Here is a 15,429-nt window from a genome sequence, read left to right on the forward strand (position 1 = left end):
AGACCCGTTGCGCATGTGCACGGCGACCTGCTCCGCCGACGCCTGGTGACCATCCACCAGCCGCACCGCTTCACCTCTATCTCGCTCTCGGAGATCTCCCGTGCCCCACTGCCTGACCGTCGGCCACCTGCTCCGCCAACTTCAGAACCTCGACCCCGACCTGCCGATCCGCCTGGCCGTCAACCCCGACTGGCCCTTCGCCCACTACCTCGGCACCGACGTCGTCATGGGCGACGGCATGGCGTTCATCGCCGAAAACGGCCAAGAGGGCTACCTCCCGGCATCGGTCCGCAACGCCCTCGCCTGGGCCTGACCCACCGTACGAACCTGTCCAGGAGGCCCCGATCTCACCGCGACCCCACCCTTCCACCGCCCACCCGCTGCACGCCCTCGCCGTGCGGCACATGCCGTCGGGAGTGCGCGGCGCACTGGTCCAGCGCGTCTCCGCCCTCCCGGAGGGACCGCTCGACGTCTCCTGGCTCCCGGCGTGCACCCCTGAACTCCCGCTCGGCCGTATCCGCCTGCACTGGGAGCCCGCCTCCCGCGCGGGCTGGGACGTCACCGCCCACCTCGGCCTGGCCACCACCGAGGTCCTCCTCGCCTCCTGGCCCTCCGCCCCCGACGGCTGGCCGCGCCTGGTCCGCCCCACCATCCACGAGGTGACCGGCCTGTGCGCCGCCCTCGCCGTCGCGACCAGCGCCCTGGACCTCTCCAACCGCCTCGCCGAAGTCTGACCGCAACCGCAGAGGGCCGCCCCGCGCCGACCGGCAGGGGCGGCCTTGCCGTATGCCCGCCCATCCGGAAGTTGCGTACGCTCGTTGAGAACGGGCGCTGTCCGCAGTTCCGTGAATCCCCAGGACGGTTGAGGATGTGCTGCTTCCGGGATCGATGTGCGGGTGGGAGGGGGTGAACGACTCCTCCGGCACTCTGGTGGTGGAGGCGGTGTCGATGGCCCGCCCAGGCCGGTGCCCGAACTGCTGCGAGCAGGCCCTCCGTGCGCACAGGCCATTTCAACGCACCCTGAACGAAAGGCGCTTCGGCTCGCGGTGGGGTCATCATCCGGCTGCGGGTGAGCCGGTACTTCTGCGACCGCAGGAGCTGCTCCCGCACGACCTCGTCGAGCGGGTACGGGGCTGTCCGCGCGCTACCGCCGTTCCAGCACCGGGCTGGCGGGCTGACTGCGGTCGATCGCGTCGAGCTCGGCGACCGTCCCGCCGCACCGTCATCGAGGAAGGCGCCGCCCAGCCCGAGCAGCGCACCGTACCCCTCGCCGTGCCACCGCCCGCGCACTGGCCGATTCACAAGGGCATCCCCCTCGGAGAACTGTCTTGATGCGTCCCAGCCGCGCCTGGCGCATACCGGGGTAGCCCTGCTGGCTGCTGGCTACAAGGCGAAGACGACGTGGAGACCACTCCGTGAGCATCTCCGTCGTCGAGCACGCTCCCCGCCGCGCCCACCGATAGGGTTTGCGGCGTCGGAGCGAGGAGGAAAACCATGGCGCTGACCACGTCGCTGGCTGGCCGGGTCCGGAACACGAGCCTGCCGAAGAGCCATGCCCTCTTGCCGCTCCTTGAGGCTGTCGTTAATGGCATTCAGGCGATCGATGCCCGATTCAGCGACGCCGTCGAGCGTGGCCGTCTGACCGTCAGGATCCAGCGCAGCCCGCAGGAGGAACTCGACCTTGGTCCCGCTGGCCCTGGGCGCGTGGCGCTGAAGCCCATCGTGGGCTTCAACGTTGAGGACAACGGGGTGGGCTTCACTCCGGAGAACATGACCTCGTTCGAGACGCTGGACAGCGACCACAAGACCGACATCGGCTGCCGGGGTGTAGGACGCCTGCTCTGGCTCAAGGCGTTCGACAGAGTCTCAATCCGCAGCGCCTATGACGACGGAGCTGGAGGCTTCCGCGGACGGCAGTTCCGCTTCTCCATCGAGAGGGAGGTCGAGCCGGGCATGGAAGAGGACGGTCTCGACGAAGCCGGCACGATCGTGAGTCTCGACGGGTTCAAGGAACCCTTCCAGCAGAGCGCGGTGAAGAGCGTCGAGGCGATCGCTCGCGAAGTGTTCGAGCACTGCATTTGGTACTTCCTCCGCCCAGGCGGTGCTCCTGACATTACGGTGACCGACGGTGACGAAACTGTCCCGCTCAACGACCTCATGAACGACTTTGTGTACTCCGAGATGCCGACGTCCAGCATCGACGTCAAGGGCGAGCAGTTCGACATGGTCAACCTCTGCCTCAAGTCCTCGACACGCATTTCCACGCCACGGCTGTACTGGTGCGCCGCAAGCCGCGTGGTCGTGGAGGAGAACCTCACGAGCAAGGTGCCAGGACTCTACGGAAAGCTCAAAGACGAGGCGTCGGCCCAGTTCACATACGTTTGCTACCTGTCTTCCAGCTTCCTCGACGAGCACGTCCGCGCCGACCGCACGGCCTTCGACATCCCTGAGCAGGCACCTGGCGCGACGCTGACCCAAGACGTGTCGCTGAACGACATCCGCGAGAGAGTACTGAAGGAAGTGGAGACGATCCTTGCCGTCCCGCTCAGCGCGGCACGCGAGGAGGGAAAGGCGCGCGTCAACGAGTTCGTGAGCAACCGTGCCCCAAGGTACCGGCCTGTTCTGTCCCGGATCGAGTCGCTCGGTGTGACCGTGGATCCGTCCATTAAGGACCAAGAGCTTGAGTTGTTGTTGCACGGCAACCTCCAGAAGCTCGAAGCCACCGCTGTTGCCGAGGGCCAGGCCGTCTTCGCCGAAGTCGGCTCAGCACCGCCGGAGGACTACGCCGAACGGCTCGCCCAGTATCTCGACATGGTGAAGGACATCAACCAGTCCGATCTGGCCGCTTACGTCTCGCGCCGGCGAGTGATGCTCGACGTCCTCACCAAACTGATCAGGTCCGACGGCCATGGCAAGTACAGCAGGGAGGATGCCATCCACTCGCTGCTTATGCCGATGCGGACCGACTCGAACGAGATCGGCACCGACGCTTCGAACCTCTGGATCATCGACGAGCGGCTTGCGTTCCACGACTACCTCGCCTCCGACAAGACTCTGAAGAGCATGCCCATTACCGGATCCGAATCGACGACGGAGCCCGACGTGTTCGCGACGCGGCTCGTCGACACCCCGGTGCTGGCCGCGGAGGGCGAGAAGCTCCCGCTGCCGTCCATCGTCGTGATCGAGATCAAACGGCCGATGCGTAACGACGCGTCGGAGGGCAAGGACCCGATTCAGCAGTGCCTTGAGTATGTGAATCGCGTGCGCGCTGGCGGCGTGAAGACCGCATCGGGGCGGCCAATCCCTGCGACGCCGGAGCCGCCCGCTTTCTGCTACGTCGTCGCCGATCTCACGCCAACGATGGAGAACAGGTGCAAGTACGCGGGCTTGCGTCCCACCCATGACGGTATGGGCTACTTCGGCTTCAACGAGGCGTACAAGGTATACATCGAAGTGATGAGCTTCGACCGTCTCGTTAACACGGCCACCGAGCGGAACCGAGCGTTCTTCGACAAATTGGGACTGCCGTCCAGTTGATCGATGATGGGGCTTTTCGAATTTGACTCACCATTACCGACGAACGAGGAGGACACGATGCCTACGGCCAGCGGCTCTGGGGTCTCCGGAGGTCGCCGCCCACGTCGGCATCAGCGTCCGGGCCGCCCGCAGCCGCAAGAGCCGGGGCACTCTGCCGGAGCCCGACGACACCAGGGTGCCGGACCGGCCGCGATGAAGGCCCGCCACCTTGCAGGGCTGGCAGCCCGGTCGGCCGAGGGGTTCCGCAGCGACCTGCACGGCACCGCCCGTCACGACGGCACCGCATCCGCCTGAACGGCAGTCAGTCCCGCCCCTAGGCTGCGGCCATGACGACCGGCTCACCGATGCCGTCCCCGCCGTTTCCCTCGCCCGACAGCGCGGTGCTCCGGCTGATTGTCGGCAACGCCGTCGCGTCGGTCCGCAGCGGCGAAGCCTCGGTGGAGGAGGCAATCCTCCACGCAGCCGTCCACGGCTGGTACGAGGGTCATGTCCAGGGCGAGGACGAGTGCCCTGGCTGCGACTTCCGGGGCGAGCTGCCCAGGCACGCCAGCCGCGGATGAGCGCGGCTAGATCTTCACTCACGTCTTCGTGCAGGGCAACAAGAGGGTCGCCGCACTGGTGACGGTGATCTGCCCTGGCCCTGTTCGTGTTCTGCCTGATCGAGCGCCAGGTCCGCCGGGCCCTCGGAGGCGGCCAGAAGATGCCCGGGCTCTATCCCGGCAACCAGCAGGTCCGGCCCACCGGCCGGATGATCCCCTATCATCTCTCCGGCCTGCGGCTGCGCGTCGTCGGCGTCACCGACCCGCCCATCATCGTTATCAGCGGCGGCGTCCATCTCCTCGACCTCCTCGGTCGCCTGGAGCAGAAGCATCCTCGCTGGTCAGAGACCTGAGCGAGCTACCCGCGGCGACCATGGGCCATCCTGGGAGCGTTGACGGCCTAGCCCATAGCCTGGAGGCGCGCACGCCCGTGTAGGTGCGCGTCGTTCCCTCAGCGTCGGTGGGCGTACGCGGATGACCAAGTGGGCGCCGGAGGCACGTGACCTGTGGCAGGCTAATCTCCCTGGGGGGAGAGGAACGACTGATGACCCATTACCAATGCGGATCATGCTCGTTTCAGAGCGACCATCTCGGCGAGGGCTCAACAGCACTCGCAGCAGACGGGCCACGTCTGCATCGGCAAGGAGGGTGCCGGGCCGGCCGGAGGTAAGTTCGGCAAAGCCGGGGTCGTGGTTACGGTCGGCGCTGGCGTTCTGGCCACTACTGCCACCGCCGCCCTCGGGGTCCTGGCCTGGAAGTACAAGGGGCTCCAGTCCATGGCTGCCGGACTGGTCGTGCAGTTGGCGGAGTCGACGGCGGAGAACGAGAGCCTGAAGTCGGAGAACGACTACCTGAAGTCGGCCACCGGTGCCTCGAAGACGCTCAAGAGCTACGATACGACTGCTGAGTGAGGGCTTACTGCGGGTAGTGCCACTGGTGGACAGGTGCCCCGGTGCTCAATGCCGTTGGAAGGTCGAGCGGGGCGCCGGTGCCCAGCCCGGCGCTAGCCCGTTCTCCGCAGGTCACCCATTCGAAGATCAATTGATCGCAGCGGGTCAGCCACTGATCAGCGCAGCGGTCCGAGCTGCAGAACCCGCCGAAGCACGATGACCTGAGGACCGTGATCAAGCTCGGAGAGTGCAAAAGAGTGACCCGGGAAGTACGGAGTTAGATTCCAGAGCCAGCAGCTCGGCCAAGCGTTCGCGCCACACGCCGCACCAGTGTGGTCGGCTTCAAGTTCCGTTCCACCCTGAGCAGGTAGCTGACTGGAGAGCCAGCGAGCTGAGCGTCGCGTGCCTCCGCCGTGGCCTGGCGCAGGGTCGCGACGGCGATCGCGAGACTTCCTCCGGCGATCGGCACATTGCCTGCCCAGCCGCTCGCCGCCGCGGCGAGGGCGGGCACTTCGAACTTGTAGTTCAGCGCGCTGTAGAAGGTTTTGAGGTTGAGGCCGCTCATAGCCTTGCGCAGGTCCTCAAGAGGCTGGGCGATGCTCTCGTCGAATGTCATCCGAAGGTGGAGTTCGAAGGCTGCGCGGTCTTCGATGCCGCCCACCTGCTCTCGCAGGTCTGCCGCAGCCTTGTCGACTGCTTGGGTGAAGGCACTGAATTCTGCCCGGTAGTCGTTCCGCAGTTGGATGATCTTCGCCACCGGCACCGAGCGCAGGCCGTCCGGGAGGATGCACTGCACGGCCATCAGCCCGAGTCGTGTTGTCTCGTCGGAGCTTGCCGGTCGGGGCCGCTCGCCCAACATGGCGGCAGCGATTCGGTCGCTGTCCCAGCCGTCCGCGGCACTGTGGGCCGCGACCTGGTCGGTGATCGGCGCGTAGCGCGTACGGCGGGCCAGCTCCTCGGTGAGAACACACTTGTAGATCCAGGCCAGGCCAGGGTCCATGGCCAGCCACGTCACGTCTGCGGATCTGGCGATGAGCGACCGCACGGCCGGCACGGCGAGTCCGGCACCGCGTAGGGCGTCGGCAAGCCCAGGGTCTACCTCGTGCGGGTAGAGGCCGGCGAGGGGGCGTTCGTCACGCGGAAGCGTTCGCAGGTCATTAGGCGAGGTCGGCTCGGCATTGATGATGCGCTGTCCCATCATCAACGGCTCTGGCTGGTTCCCCTGTTGCGAGTGGAAGGGTCGGGTGTCGGCAGTGGCCAGAAAGCGCTGCCTCAGTTCGGTGCCGTGGTCCTCGACGGCTTTCAGGAAGGAGGGGGCGACAGCGGCTGCTGCTTCCCTCGGGTCCACGTCGGTAAGGAAGTTGTCCAGCCCGTCGCGCAGGGCCTTGACCAGCTCCGGGTCTCTGACAGGAAATCCGCGTGGGACGACTCGGGCAAGGCCCGGCCAGTAGAGGGCTGCTGCCTTGATCCACTGCTCCTTGCGGAAGTGCACGTACGGGTAGTAAAGGCCGATCCGCTGCACTGCTGCCCTTTCACCGCGTCCTGTCGGCCTCGCCAGATGCGTCCGGGGGCCGACAGCATGCTACGCGAGCGGTGTTCGCTGCTGGTGCACGGAGCGGAATCACGCTGCTCTACTCCAGGTAGGTGCCGGCGAAGGCGCCGTCGAAGCCGAGTGCGATCAGGCCCTGTTCGACGCTGGGGTAGGTCGTCCCGTCCGGGAGGGCGATCATGGCGTCGAAGTCGGTGCGGCTGATCTCGGGCTCGAGCCACTGGTTGCTGCAGCGGCAGCGGACCCAGACGTTGCGGCCGTGGTTGATGAGCAGCCAGTCGCGCCGAGCCCGGCAGCTCGAGCACACCACGGGGATCCCGCGCAGGGACAACTCCGGCGGGTGGCTGAGGCAGCGCGTCGCTCCGGGTCCGCTGGGCGGCCGCGTCTCGTACTGGAGTTGCAGCAGCGGATCGCTTCCGGCGGGGGCGGCGGGCAGGACGGGGAGCGGCTCTACGTGGTGGTCGGTCGTTCTGAGCACGAGCGTCATCTCCCGGTCGAGGGCCTTCTCTGTTCATCCGTAACAGCCGGTGGAGCCGGTTGTCCAGGGGTTTCAAGCAGTCCGGTAGTCCGGCAGGCCGGTGGCGGGCGTGCCGGACTGCTGGTCAGCGGCGTGGCGGGCGGCTGCGCGGGTCCGGTACGGCGAGCCGAGTCGCTGCCGGAGGTCCGGTCCGAACGCCGGTCCGGTTGACCGCAGACTCGGCGCGGCCGGTGCCGGCCTGCGGGCGTCGAGCGGCTTGGCCCGGGTGCGCGGGGAGCTGGGCGAGGCGGCGCAGTCGCCAGACCAAGACGTCGTTGATGTCCTCGGCCGTGTCGAGTTCGCGCATGGCGATGGCCTCCTGAAGAAGCGCCTTCGGGGCGTGGCCTGCTTGCTCGGCCTGAGCCAGGGTGGCTGCCAGGGCGTCGATCTTCGTGTTCGAGTCGGCTCGGGTGCTGTTCTCTGGCAGGGCTGCGCGGACGGTGGTCTCGTAGGTGCGGCGCTGGGCTTCGGGCAGGGCACGGCCTTGGTCGCGTAGGGCCTGCATGGGTGCGGCGGCGGCCTGGTGGTAGGCGGCGCGAAGGTGCTCGGCGGTCTGACGCGAGGCTTCGGCCTGTTGGGCGTGACCGCGTGCGGAGTGCCAGCGTGCTGCGGCCAGCGCCACCAGGACCAGGGTGGAGACGAGCATGGCGGTGGTGCCGCCGTCTTCTCCTCGGCCGAGCGCGCTGCCGGCCTGGATGATGCCTCGGGCCGCTGAGCGGATCGCGCGGGTGTCGGCGCGGGCGGCTCGGACGTGGCTGCGGGTGGCGCGTTCGAAGGAGCGAGCGGCGGCACCAAGTTCGGCGCGGGTGGCGGCGGGAGAGGTCTGGGCGACCGCGTCCAGGAGTTCGCCGACTCCGACGAGTTGGGCTGCGGCATCGTCGTCGTCGCTGTCCAGGCAGATCGCGGTGCGCTCGGCGATCCCGGCCGCGGTGCGTCGTCCCCGTGCCGACGGCGACCAGTCCGACCGGCCGGTGGTGTCGGCTTCCGGCACCGTGATCGCGTCGGCGGTTCCGTCGGCAAGACGGCGCTGGATCTTCGGATAGGAAAGGTCGGGGGCCAGGGTCGAGCCCGCGAACCAGACCGGCTCGCGGTCACGGTTGCGGTCCCCGGGCAGTGCGACCGTGTAGCCGAGGACGTCGCCGGAGGGGGCGTGCCGGAGCTTGACGCGCAGGCCGGCCTCGCGAAGGCGGGTGAAGAACTCGGCTTCGCTGGCGGCTCCGGCGACGGCCTGGCGGACGGCTTCGCGAAGCGTTTCGCGTGGTGTCTCGGGTCGACCGATCCGCTCCGCTTTGAAGCGTTCGGCGCTGGTGGGCGTCTTGGCTCCGGTTCCGTCGCCGGGCTTGAGCCGGCGCAGGCCCATCTCCTGTTCGATGCGGCGGCATTCGGCCTGGGCCTTCTTGAAGTCGTAGTTCATCCTCGGGCGGCGCAGGTCGCCTCGGACCATGGTGGCGAGGATGTGGATGTGGTCGTCGGCGTGGCGCACCGCGACCCAGCGGCAGCCGTCGGGATCGTCCTCGGGGGCGAGGTTGACGGCGTGGACCAGGCGGCGGGCGACGGTGTTCCACTCGTCGTCGGTCAGGGTCCGGTCGCCGGGGTCGGTGCGGACCGAGCAGTGCCAGACGTGCTGGGCCGGGGCCTTGTCGCTGGCCTGTTTGACCCGCAGGTCCAGGGCGGCGGCGAGCCGGGCGAGGGTGACCTTGGGGTCGGGGTTGGCGCTGGTGTCGCGGCCGGGGTCGGGGGCGAAGCCGTCCCAACTGCCGACGAGGTGGGGGTCGGTGTGCTCGTCGCGCTTGCCGGGGCCGTACAGGTAGACGAGCAGGCCGTGGGTGCGCGAGCCGCGTCGGATCTTGGGGACCATCAGAGGCGCTTCTTCACCAGGGTGTCGGCCGCGTCGTCCACGCGGGTCAGGACGCGGTTCACGGTCGTCAGGGCGCGGTCGAGTTCGCCGGGGAAGGGCTGTCCTCCGGCGTTGTAGACGAAGGCGATCTGGTTGATGTTGTTGCCGACACGGGAGATGGCGGTGCGCAGAGCGGCCAGCTCGTCGATGGCGGCGTCGAGCTGTTCGTTGGTGTGCACGATGGTCGATCCGCGGGCGACAGCGAGGCCAGCGGCGGCAAGGAAACGGGCGACGGTGACGGCGCGCTGCTTGGCGGCGGCGGTGATCTCGGTCTTCTCGGTGTCGGACAGGCGGGTGGTCGTTTTGTGGGTGCGCTGGCTCGGGTTGCGGGTGCGTCGGCGCGGCTTGCGGTCGGGGAACGCAGGTTGGCTCGGGCTCTGCTGCGCGCGCGGGACGCGGTCGTCTGCTTCTCCTCCCACGACCGGCGCCCCCTGGTGCCGGGAGTCCGGCTGGTCCCCGTGCGCCCTCGCTCGGGGACCAGCCGGACTTCCCCCGCTCCCCTGGGCGGGGGCAAGTGCATACGACGGGCCGTAGGACCGTCGTATGCGACAACTTGCTCCGCCTGGAGCCGAGTTGGGGTCACGGTGCGGTCCGGACGTGGTGGCCGCCGGGTCGTTGGCGGTCACCGGCCCGCCTCCGCGTCCTGCTGACGGATGTCGCGGACGATGTCCTCGATCCAGTCCATGGCCAGGACCGGGTGGTGCAAAGTCCAGGGGCGGCTGTGTCGGCACCGTTGCACGGTCCAGGTGTTGTCGGGACCGGACTCGGCGCGGTGGATGTGGCCGCGCTGGTGCAGGACGGTCAGCCAGGTCTCCACCTCGGCGGGTGTCGCGGGCTTCGTGCGCATGGCGGTGCTCTCCGGTTCACGGGAGGACGTCGTGGGGCGGGCCGTCCGGGGCGGGTGACCGGCCGAGGTATCCGGCTCGGTCACCGCCCCATGGGGTGTGCGGTCAGTTCCGGGAGGTGGTGACCGACTGGCCGTGCTGCTGGCGCAGCTGGACCATCAGGGCGGTCAGCGTGTCGCTGGAGAGCGGGATCTGCTGACCGCGGATCGCCTGGGCGACCACCTTGCGGGTCAGTTTGTCCTCGGCCCTGACCGCTGACCGGGCGATCTCCAGCAGCTCCTCGGTGTCCGGGTCAGGCCGCCGGTCACCGGTGGTCCGAGGGGCGCGGTCACTGACCGGCGGGAGGTCGTCCGGGTGGCCGTTGACCGGCTCGGTGACGGTCTGTCGGTCACGGACCGCCGGGGTGGTGTCCGGCTGTCCGCCCAGGTCAGCAGCCTTGGGCTCCCTGTCACGCTGGCTGCTGACCGGGCTGCCGCTGTCCGCCGGGGCGCTGTCCCCGGCCAGTGTCCGGGCATCCGGGGTCTGCTTGTCCAGGGACGGGCGGGGCCGGTCGGTCAGGGCGGTGGCCGGCTGTCCGGCACTGAACTGACCGACCGGCGGCTGCTGGCGGCCGGCCCGGTCAGTCCGAGTGACCGCGATGCGCCCGGGCTGACCGGGGTGACCGGCCTGACCGAGGCCATCGCGGTCACTTCGGTCACTGCCCTTGACCGGCCCCCGGGCGATGAGGATGTACAGGTGCACCGCTCCGGCCAGGGCCAGCGGGGCGATGGTGGACAGCACCGCGACCACCGTGTCCCCGAGCCGCAGCCCGGCGGCCGAGGTGTTCTCTTCGTTGAGCCTGACCGCGTGCAACGCGTTGGCCCAGATGCTGGCGGCGGTGGCCGTGCCGAAGAGCGTCCAGACGTAGAGCCGGGCGCGCAGCGGTGCGTCGCGCAGGACCAGCAGCGCGCGGATGCCGTACGCGATGAACCCGTCGATCACCAAGGGGAAGAGGTAGGTCAGCAGCCCCCGGACGTGGATGGCGACGGCCATCTGCTGCAGGGCGTCGTACGACAGGGCGCATCCCGCCCCACCAAGGGCGATGACGACCGCGCGGTCCCACCCGGTGACATGCGCCGTGCTCGGCGCGCTCGCGACACTCACGCCGCCGTCCCGAAGTCGTCGCGGCCCAGCTGCTTGCTGTCGGTCTCAGGGGGTGGGGTGTTCTGCGTGGTCTGCTCCAGGTCTCGGTTGCGCAGGGCTCGGCGGGTTTCGCGGTACAGCTTCTGGGCGTGCTCCTCGCTGATCTTCAGGAGCCAGGCCAGGCGCTGTTCGGTGAGGCCGTGGCGGTAGGCGGCACGGACGACCGCGCGGCGCTCGGCCTTGGTGAGGTGGACGTCGCGCCCGGCGACGGTGGCGTTAACCCGGCTGTAGTCGAGGCGGCCGGCGATGTTCTCGTGCAGCGGCTCACGCTCCTCCTCGGTCATCCCACCCCGTATGCCGTGGGTGTCGCCGCCTTCCAGGGCGGCGTCCAGGCAGGTGCGGCGGACCGGGCACTGGCCGCACAGCGACTTCGCGGCGGCGATTTTGATCGTCTCGTCGGGCTCGGGGAAGAACATGTCGGGGTCCACCGGGTTGTATTCGGCGCTTTGGCAGACGGCCTGGTCCTGCCAGGTGTGGTCACCGAGCGAGCGGTGGCGGGCAGGGCTGATCGTCGTGGTGGTCATGCGGGTTGCTCCGATCGCTCTCCGCGCGCAGGGGCGTCGGCGGAGGAGTGCGCTGGGTCGGGAGGTGCGTGGGGCGGCGCGCTGGAGGCGCGGCCTGGCGGCCGGGCTGGCGGTGGGTCAGGCGGCGGGGCGGTGGCGTCTGCGGTCGACCGGCTCGAACTCGACCCGGGTGGTCATCTGCGCGAGTCGGGAGGTGACGCGGTCGCCCAGGTAGGCCCGGAGGTCCTTGATCGCCAGGTTGGTGGTGATCAGCGTCGGGAGCATGTGGTTATACCGGCGGTTGATCAGCCGGTACGTCACTTCCTCGACCCACTCGGACGCCTTCGCCGCGCCGAGGTCGTCGATGATCAGCAGCGGGCACCGGCTGACGGCCGCCAGCTCCCGCTCGCTGTCCGCCCCGGGCCGAGGGCGCAGGTCGGCGTACAGGTCGGCAGCCGTGGTCGCGCGCCACCGCACGCCCACCCCGGTCCGCACCAGCTGTCGGACCGCCCCGTACGCCTGGTGGGTCTTGCCCGCGCCGACCACCCCGGCCATCAGCAGACTCGGGCCGGTGGTGACCTGCCGCCGGGCTCCCGGGCTGGGCGCGACGGCCTGCCGGGCGACGTCCCGGACCCAGTCCAGGACCTGCGGATGGTCGGCGACCGCACCCTGGTAGCGCGGGGGCATCGCGGCCAGCAGGGCATCCAGCGGGGAGAAGGACTCGGGCTCGTCGACCAGAGCGGCGACTGCTGCCGGGTCGATGTTGCGGGCGGCCAGGATCCGGGCCATCCGGTCCAGGGTGCCTGCACCGCCGAGAGTCTGCGGGTCGCGGGTACGGGTGCGCATCACAGCTCCTCGGCGTAGGCGGCAGCGTCGACCGGGTTGGTCCACGCCTGGTGAGCGGGCACGTTAGGTCGGATTCCCGGCCGCGCCAAACCGGCCGCTCGTGCGTTCATGGCGTCGTTGACCAGGCTCGGCAGGCGGCTGGGGTGGCCCTGGATCTCCGCGAAGCGCTTCAGTCCGGCACGGACGTGCTCCGGGGCGATCCCCTCGCCGAGGAGCTTCTTGGCGATGAGGCCGAGGTGTCCGATCACGTCGCTGGGTGGACGCTCGTCGCACGCGGCGACGTACTCGCCGATCAGGTCGTTGGCAGAGACGGTGGTGGCGGGCGCTGTGCGCCCCGTAGGGAATGAAGATCCAGGATCCAAGATCCTTGATCCAGGCGCCGAGCTCTCTTCGAGGCTTCGGGGAGGCTTCGGGGAGCCCTCGGCGAGTGCCTCCCGACCTGCAGTTTTCTTGTCACTGCGATCAGGGGCGCCGGTGAGGCCGACCAAGGGGTCCTGCCGGGCGGCCGGGGCCTCGCTTCGGGGAATGGGAGGCGTCGGAGCGGGCTGCGCGGGCGGATCGAGGGTTCGGGGAGCGTTCGGCGAAGTCTCGGCGAGCTCTCGGGCAGGGGTGGGCGACGCTTCGGGGTGCCGAGTGCAGGTTCCCTTGCAAGGACCGCACCGGGCTGCCGCGTGGTGCTGCGGGCAGGAGGGCAGTCGGGATTGGCTGGGCTTGTCGATCTTCTGATGCTCGGACCAGGTCACGACATGGACGTAGTGGCGGCCGTCGCAGCCGGTGTACCGGCAGAGCAGGCCCGCGTTGGCAAGCTGCTGGAGGTCGTCCTCGACGTGGACCGACGTGTGCTCGGCCCGCAGGGGCCAGAGCAGCCCCGCGATGATCGCGGCGTTGTCGCGATGGCGGCCGTGGTCGTCGGCCTGGGTGAGGAGGCCGAAGAACGTCCTCTCCGCCTCGACGCTCACCTCGGCGAGCGACTCGGAGAAGAACGCCTCCGGCTTGATGGTCCGGATCCGTGCCATGTCAGCGGCCTCGACCGACGAGATCGCTGCGGGTGAGGGTCGCGGTGGTGAGGTCGAAGGTGTGAGGGCGGGTCCAGTTCACGTCCGACCAGACCCGCATGATCCAGCGTGCCGCGACCCTGGCGGTCGTCCGGCTCAGCTCGACCGTTGCCCCGCCCGCGTCCTTGGCGACGGTGTGCGGGTGAGGCCACTTCTGCGCGGGGGCGGTGAGGCTGACGCGGATGGTGGCCGCCCCGGGGATCATGTCGGCGAGCTGGGCCGCGAGGCGGTGCTGGCGGGCCGTGTCCGGGCACGCCAGGGTGTCGCTCGGCGTGGCGAGCATGCGATACTCCGTTGTTCGTAGGAGCGCGGTGTGGCGGTTCTCGTGCAAAAGCCCCGCTGCCCGCGAGATGTGAATCGGCGCCCCTCGGGGTGCCCGCCCGGCGTCCAGGAGTTGGTAGCTCCCGGCCGCCGGTGTAGTTCCGGGCTTATCCGGCCCGGTCGGTCTGCCCGTCTCGTATACGTGTCTCCTTCTTACCGTCGCCCGCCAGGCGGGCTGCCCGGCGAGCGACGACGAACATATGCGCAGGTCGCGCCAAGATCCAGCCTTATCCGGAGGCGTCACGGAGAGACCGAAGGCGAAGATCGAGTAAGCGTGCGAAGCCCCCCGTTTTTCGCTAGGCTGAAGCTATTCCGACTCAACAAAAAAGTCAACGCGCCGATGTTCCTTCGATTTGACGAAAAACGAGGATGAGATGTCTGCTCGTCACTTCGACCGACACCGTGTGCGCACGGTGCGGCGAGCTGCCGAGATCTCGCAGGCCGAGGTGGCTGCGGCCCTCGGCGTGGCCGACTCGACGGTCGCCGGCTGGGAATCCGGGGATGCGGTCCCCGATGCGGAGAAGTTGCCCGCGCTGGCCCGTGTCCTCAACCGGGGGCTGGATGGCCTCTTTCCGCGTACCGGACTGCCTGATCTGACGGACCTGCGGTGCGATGCCGGCTACTACCAGTACGAAACGGCATCTTTGATCGGAACCAAGAGCGCCGGTCCGGTGGCGGGAGCCGAACGCGGGGAGCGGCGACTCAAGGACAAGTACGTCCCGGCCCTGGCGTCGGCGTACCGGGTGAGCGAGGAGGAGCTGCGGCGGGCAGAGGACCGGTCGATCGCCAAGGCCCAGGAGACACAAGCCGGCCAGTCCGCCGAGGATGGCGGCACCGTCCCAGCCTCCTCGGGGCCACCCGGCACGCTGGGCGAGAAGATCACTCTGATCCTGGAGCGCTCGTACCCCGGGCAGCAGGAGCCGCCGACGGACTCGGAGATCGCCGACGCCGTCAATGCTCATGCCGGGTCGAAGGTCATCACCGGGGAGGGCGTCCGGGATCTCCGGACCGGTGTCGCGGAATCGGCTTCGCCCGTCGTTCTTGAGGGCCTGGCCGCCTTCTTCGGTGTGTCCCCGATGTACTTCCAGCCGGACGATGCCGTGGCCCGTCAGGTCTACGAGGGCCTCCGGCTCCTGTCAGCGTCGAGGAGCGGGGCCGTGGGCCGGTTCAGGGGTCGGGGGACGGGCTCCCAGGGATTGCCGGCGAACGTCATGGAATTCGTCAACGACCTGGTCACGGAGCTGGAGCAGAGAGAACCGGAGGCGAACGAGTAGCGCCTTGTCCGGGACTCCGATGAGCCCCGGACGTGCTGTCACCTACGCCTGTGCGGTCGTCTACCGGCGCACGCCGGTCGGAGAACACAGTCTCGAAGGTGCAGAAGCGCCTACTCGCCGCCTGAAGACGCCCGCCTAGTCGTCGTTCGGCAGGTACCACCCGTGCTCGCGATGCCTGGGCTCTGGTGGGTTCGGGTTCTCGCGGGCACAGGCCTCGTTTGCACGGCGCGTCATCTCTTCGTCGTAGCGGTGCAGCTCGTCGTAGAGCTTCGACGACTCGTTGTCATCCCCGCTTGATACGTAACGCTGTCGCAGCGCCTCGCGCTCGTCTTCGAGTTCCGCGTCGGACAGCGGGCGGAGGCTACCGAGGCCACGCGCGATGGAGTCGAAGATGCCCATGCGTTGATGTTGTCACACCGGGGGCTACAGCCCTGCCGTTGTCCGCCAATACCGCCTCGAAGGCGCGCGAAAACG

General features: G+C 69.0%; 18 protein-coding genes. 7 read left to right on the top strand and 11 right to left on the bottom strand.

Annotated features, from left to right (window positions below; genetic code table 11):
* Positions 1-100: 100 nt before the first annotated feature.
* From SGFS_RS09225 to SGFS_RS09250, 6 genes are all read left to right on the top strand, one after another.
* Entirely contained in the window at positions 101-313 is a 213-nt protein-coding gene (locus SGFS_RS09225; RefSeq protein ID WP_286249308.1) for a hypothetical protein, read from the top strand.
* Between the two features lie 91 nt (positions 314-404).
* A complete protein-coding gene (locus SGFS_RS09230; protein ID WP_286249309.1) occupies positions 405-734 on the top strand; it encodes an esterase in 330 nt (109 codons plus the stop codon).
* A 760-nt stretch (positions 735-1,494) separates the two neighbouring features.
* The gene (locus SGFS_RS09235) at positions 1,495-3,537 is read left to right on the top strand and encodes an ATP-binding protein (RefSeq protein ID WP_286249310.1); all 2,043 of its coding nucleotides are present in this window, start codon (positions 1,495-1,497) and stop codon (positions 3,535-3,537) included.
* Positions 3,538-3,863: 326 nt separating this feature from the next.
* Positions 3,864-4,097 (top strand): hypothetical protein, encoded by a 234-nt coding sequence (locus tag SGFS_RS09240; protein ID WP_286249311.1) that lies wholly within the window; start codon positions 3,864-3,866, stop codon positions 4,095-4,097.
* 86 nt (positions 4,098-4,183) lie between these two features.
* Entirely contained in the window at positions 4,184-4,429 is a 246-nt protein-coding gene (locus SGFS_RS09245) for a hypothetical protein (RefSeq protein WP_286249312.1), read from the top strand.
* A 336-nt stretch (positions 4,430-4,765) separates the two neighbouring features.
* Positions 4,766-4,987 (top strand): hypothetical protein, encoded by a 222-nt coding sequence (locus SGFS_RS09250; RefSeq protein WP_286249313.1) that lies wholly within the window; start codon positions 4,766-4,768, stop codon positions 4,985-4,987.
* A gap of 256 nt (positions 4,988-5,243) precedes the next feature.
* Here the strand turns inward: SGFS_RS09250 and SGFS_RS09255 are convergent, their stop codons facing one another.
* The 10 genes from SGFS_RS09255 to SGFS_RS09300 all read right to left on the bottom strand — a co-directional run bounded on the left by SGFS_RS09255 (position 5,244) and on the right by SGFS_RS09300 (position 13,643).
* On the bottom strand, positions 5,244-6,488 hold the full coding sequence (locus SGFS_RS09255; protein ID WP_286249314.1) for a DUF6236 family protein: 1,245 nt from the start codon (positions 6,486-6,488) through the stop codon (positions 5,244-5,246).
* Positions 6,489-6,597: 109 nt separating this feature from the next.
* A complete protein-coding gene (locus SGFS_RS09260; protein ID WP_286249315.1) occupies positions 6,598-7,002 on the bottom strand; it encodes a hypothetical protein in 405 nt (134 codons plus the stop codon).
* 115 nt (positions 7,003-7,117) lie between these two features.
* Positions 7,118-8,890, bottom strand: coding sequence for a relaxase/mobilization nuclease domain-containing protein (locus SGFS_RS09265; protein WP_286249316.1), 1,773 nt, complete (start codon positions 8,888-8,890; stop codon positions 7,118-7,120).
* Positions 8,890-9,348, bottom strand: a complete 459-nt coding sequence (locus SGFS_RS09270) for a plasmid mobilization protein (protein WP_286249317.1) — start codon at positions 9,346-9,348, stop codon at positions 8,890-8,892. Before SGFS_RS09270 ends, SGFS_RS09265 begins: the two co-directional genes overlap by 1 nt.
* Before the next feature lie 203 nt (positions 9,349-9,551).
* Positions 9,552-9,860 carry a hypothetical protein gene (locus tag SGFS_RS09275; protein ID WP_286249318.1) on the bottom strand — a complete coding sequence of 103 codons (309 nt, stop codon included), beginning with the start codon at positions 9,858-9,860 and terminating at the stop codon, positions 9,552-9,554.
* A gap of 19 nt (positions 9,861-9,879) precedes the next feature.
* Positions 9,880-10,917 (bottom strand): DUF2637 domain-containing protein, encoded by a 1,038-nt coding sequence (locus SGFS_RS09280; protein ID WP_286249319.1) that lies wholly within the window; start codon positions 10,915-10,917, stop codon positions 9,880-9,882.
* The gene (locus tag SGFS_RS09285; protein ID WP_286249320.1) at positions 10,914-11,480 is read right to left on the bottom strand and encodes a WhiB family transcriptional regulator; all 567 of its coding nucleotides are present in this window, start codon (positions 11,478-11,480) and stop codon (positions 10,914-10,916) included. The genes SGFS_RS09280 and SGFS_RS09285 overlap by 4 nt, the downstream gene beginning before the upstream one ends.
* 117 nt (positions 11,481-11,597) lie before the next feature.
* Positions 11,598-12,305, bottom strand: a complete 708-nt coding sequence (locus SGFS_RS09290; protein WP_286249321.1) for an ATP-binding protein — start codon at positions 12,303-12,305, stop codon at positions 11,598-11,600.
* Positions 12,305-13,321: a hypothetical protein gene (locus SGFS_RS09295; RefSeq protein WP_286249322.1), complete on the bottom strand. Its 1,017-nt coding sequence runs from the start codon at positions 13,319-13,321 to the stop codon at positions 12,305-12,307. The genes SGFS_RS09290 and SGFS_RS09295 overlap by 1 nt, the downstream gene beginning before the upstream one ends.
* 1 nt (position 13,322) lies before the next feature.
* The gene (locus SGFS_RS09300; protein ID WP_286249323.1) at positions 13,323-13,643 is read right to left on the bottom strand and encodes a transcriptional regulator; all 321 of its coding nucleotides are present in this window, start codon (positions 13,641-13,643) and stop codon (positions 13,323-13,325) included.
* A gap of 412 nt (positions 13,644-14,055) precedes the next feature.
* On the opposite strand from SGFS_RS09300, the gene SGFS_RS09305 reads away from it, so the two are divergent.
* Positions 14,056-14,955 (top strand): helix-turn-helix transcriptional regulator, encoded by a 900-nt coding sequence (locus SGFS_RS09305; protein WP_286249324.1) that lies wholly within the window; start codon positions 14,056-14,058, stop codon positions 14,953-14,955.
* Between the two features lie 135 nt (positions 14,956-15,090).
* Here the strand turns inward: SGFS_RS09305 and SGFS_RS09310 are convergent, their stop codons facing one another.
* Positions 15,091-15,354: a hypothetical protein gene (locus SGFS_RS09310; protein WP_286249325.1), complete on the bottom strand. Its 264-nt coding sequence runs from the start codon at positions 15,352-15,354 to the stop codon at positions 15,091-15,093.
* Positions 15,355-15,429: the final 75 nt, after the last annotated feature.

The sequence above is a fragment of the Streptomyces graminofaciens genome, assembly GCF_030294945.1.
GTDB classification, from domain to species: Bacteria; Actinomycetota; Actinomycetes; order Streptomycetales; family Streptomycetaceae; genus Streptomyces; species Streptomyces graminofaciens.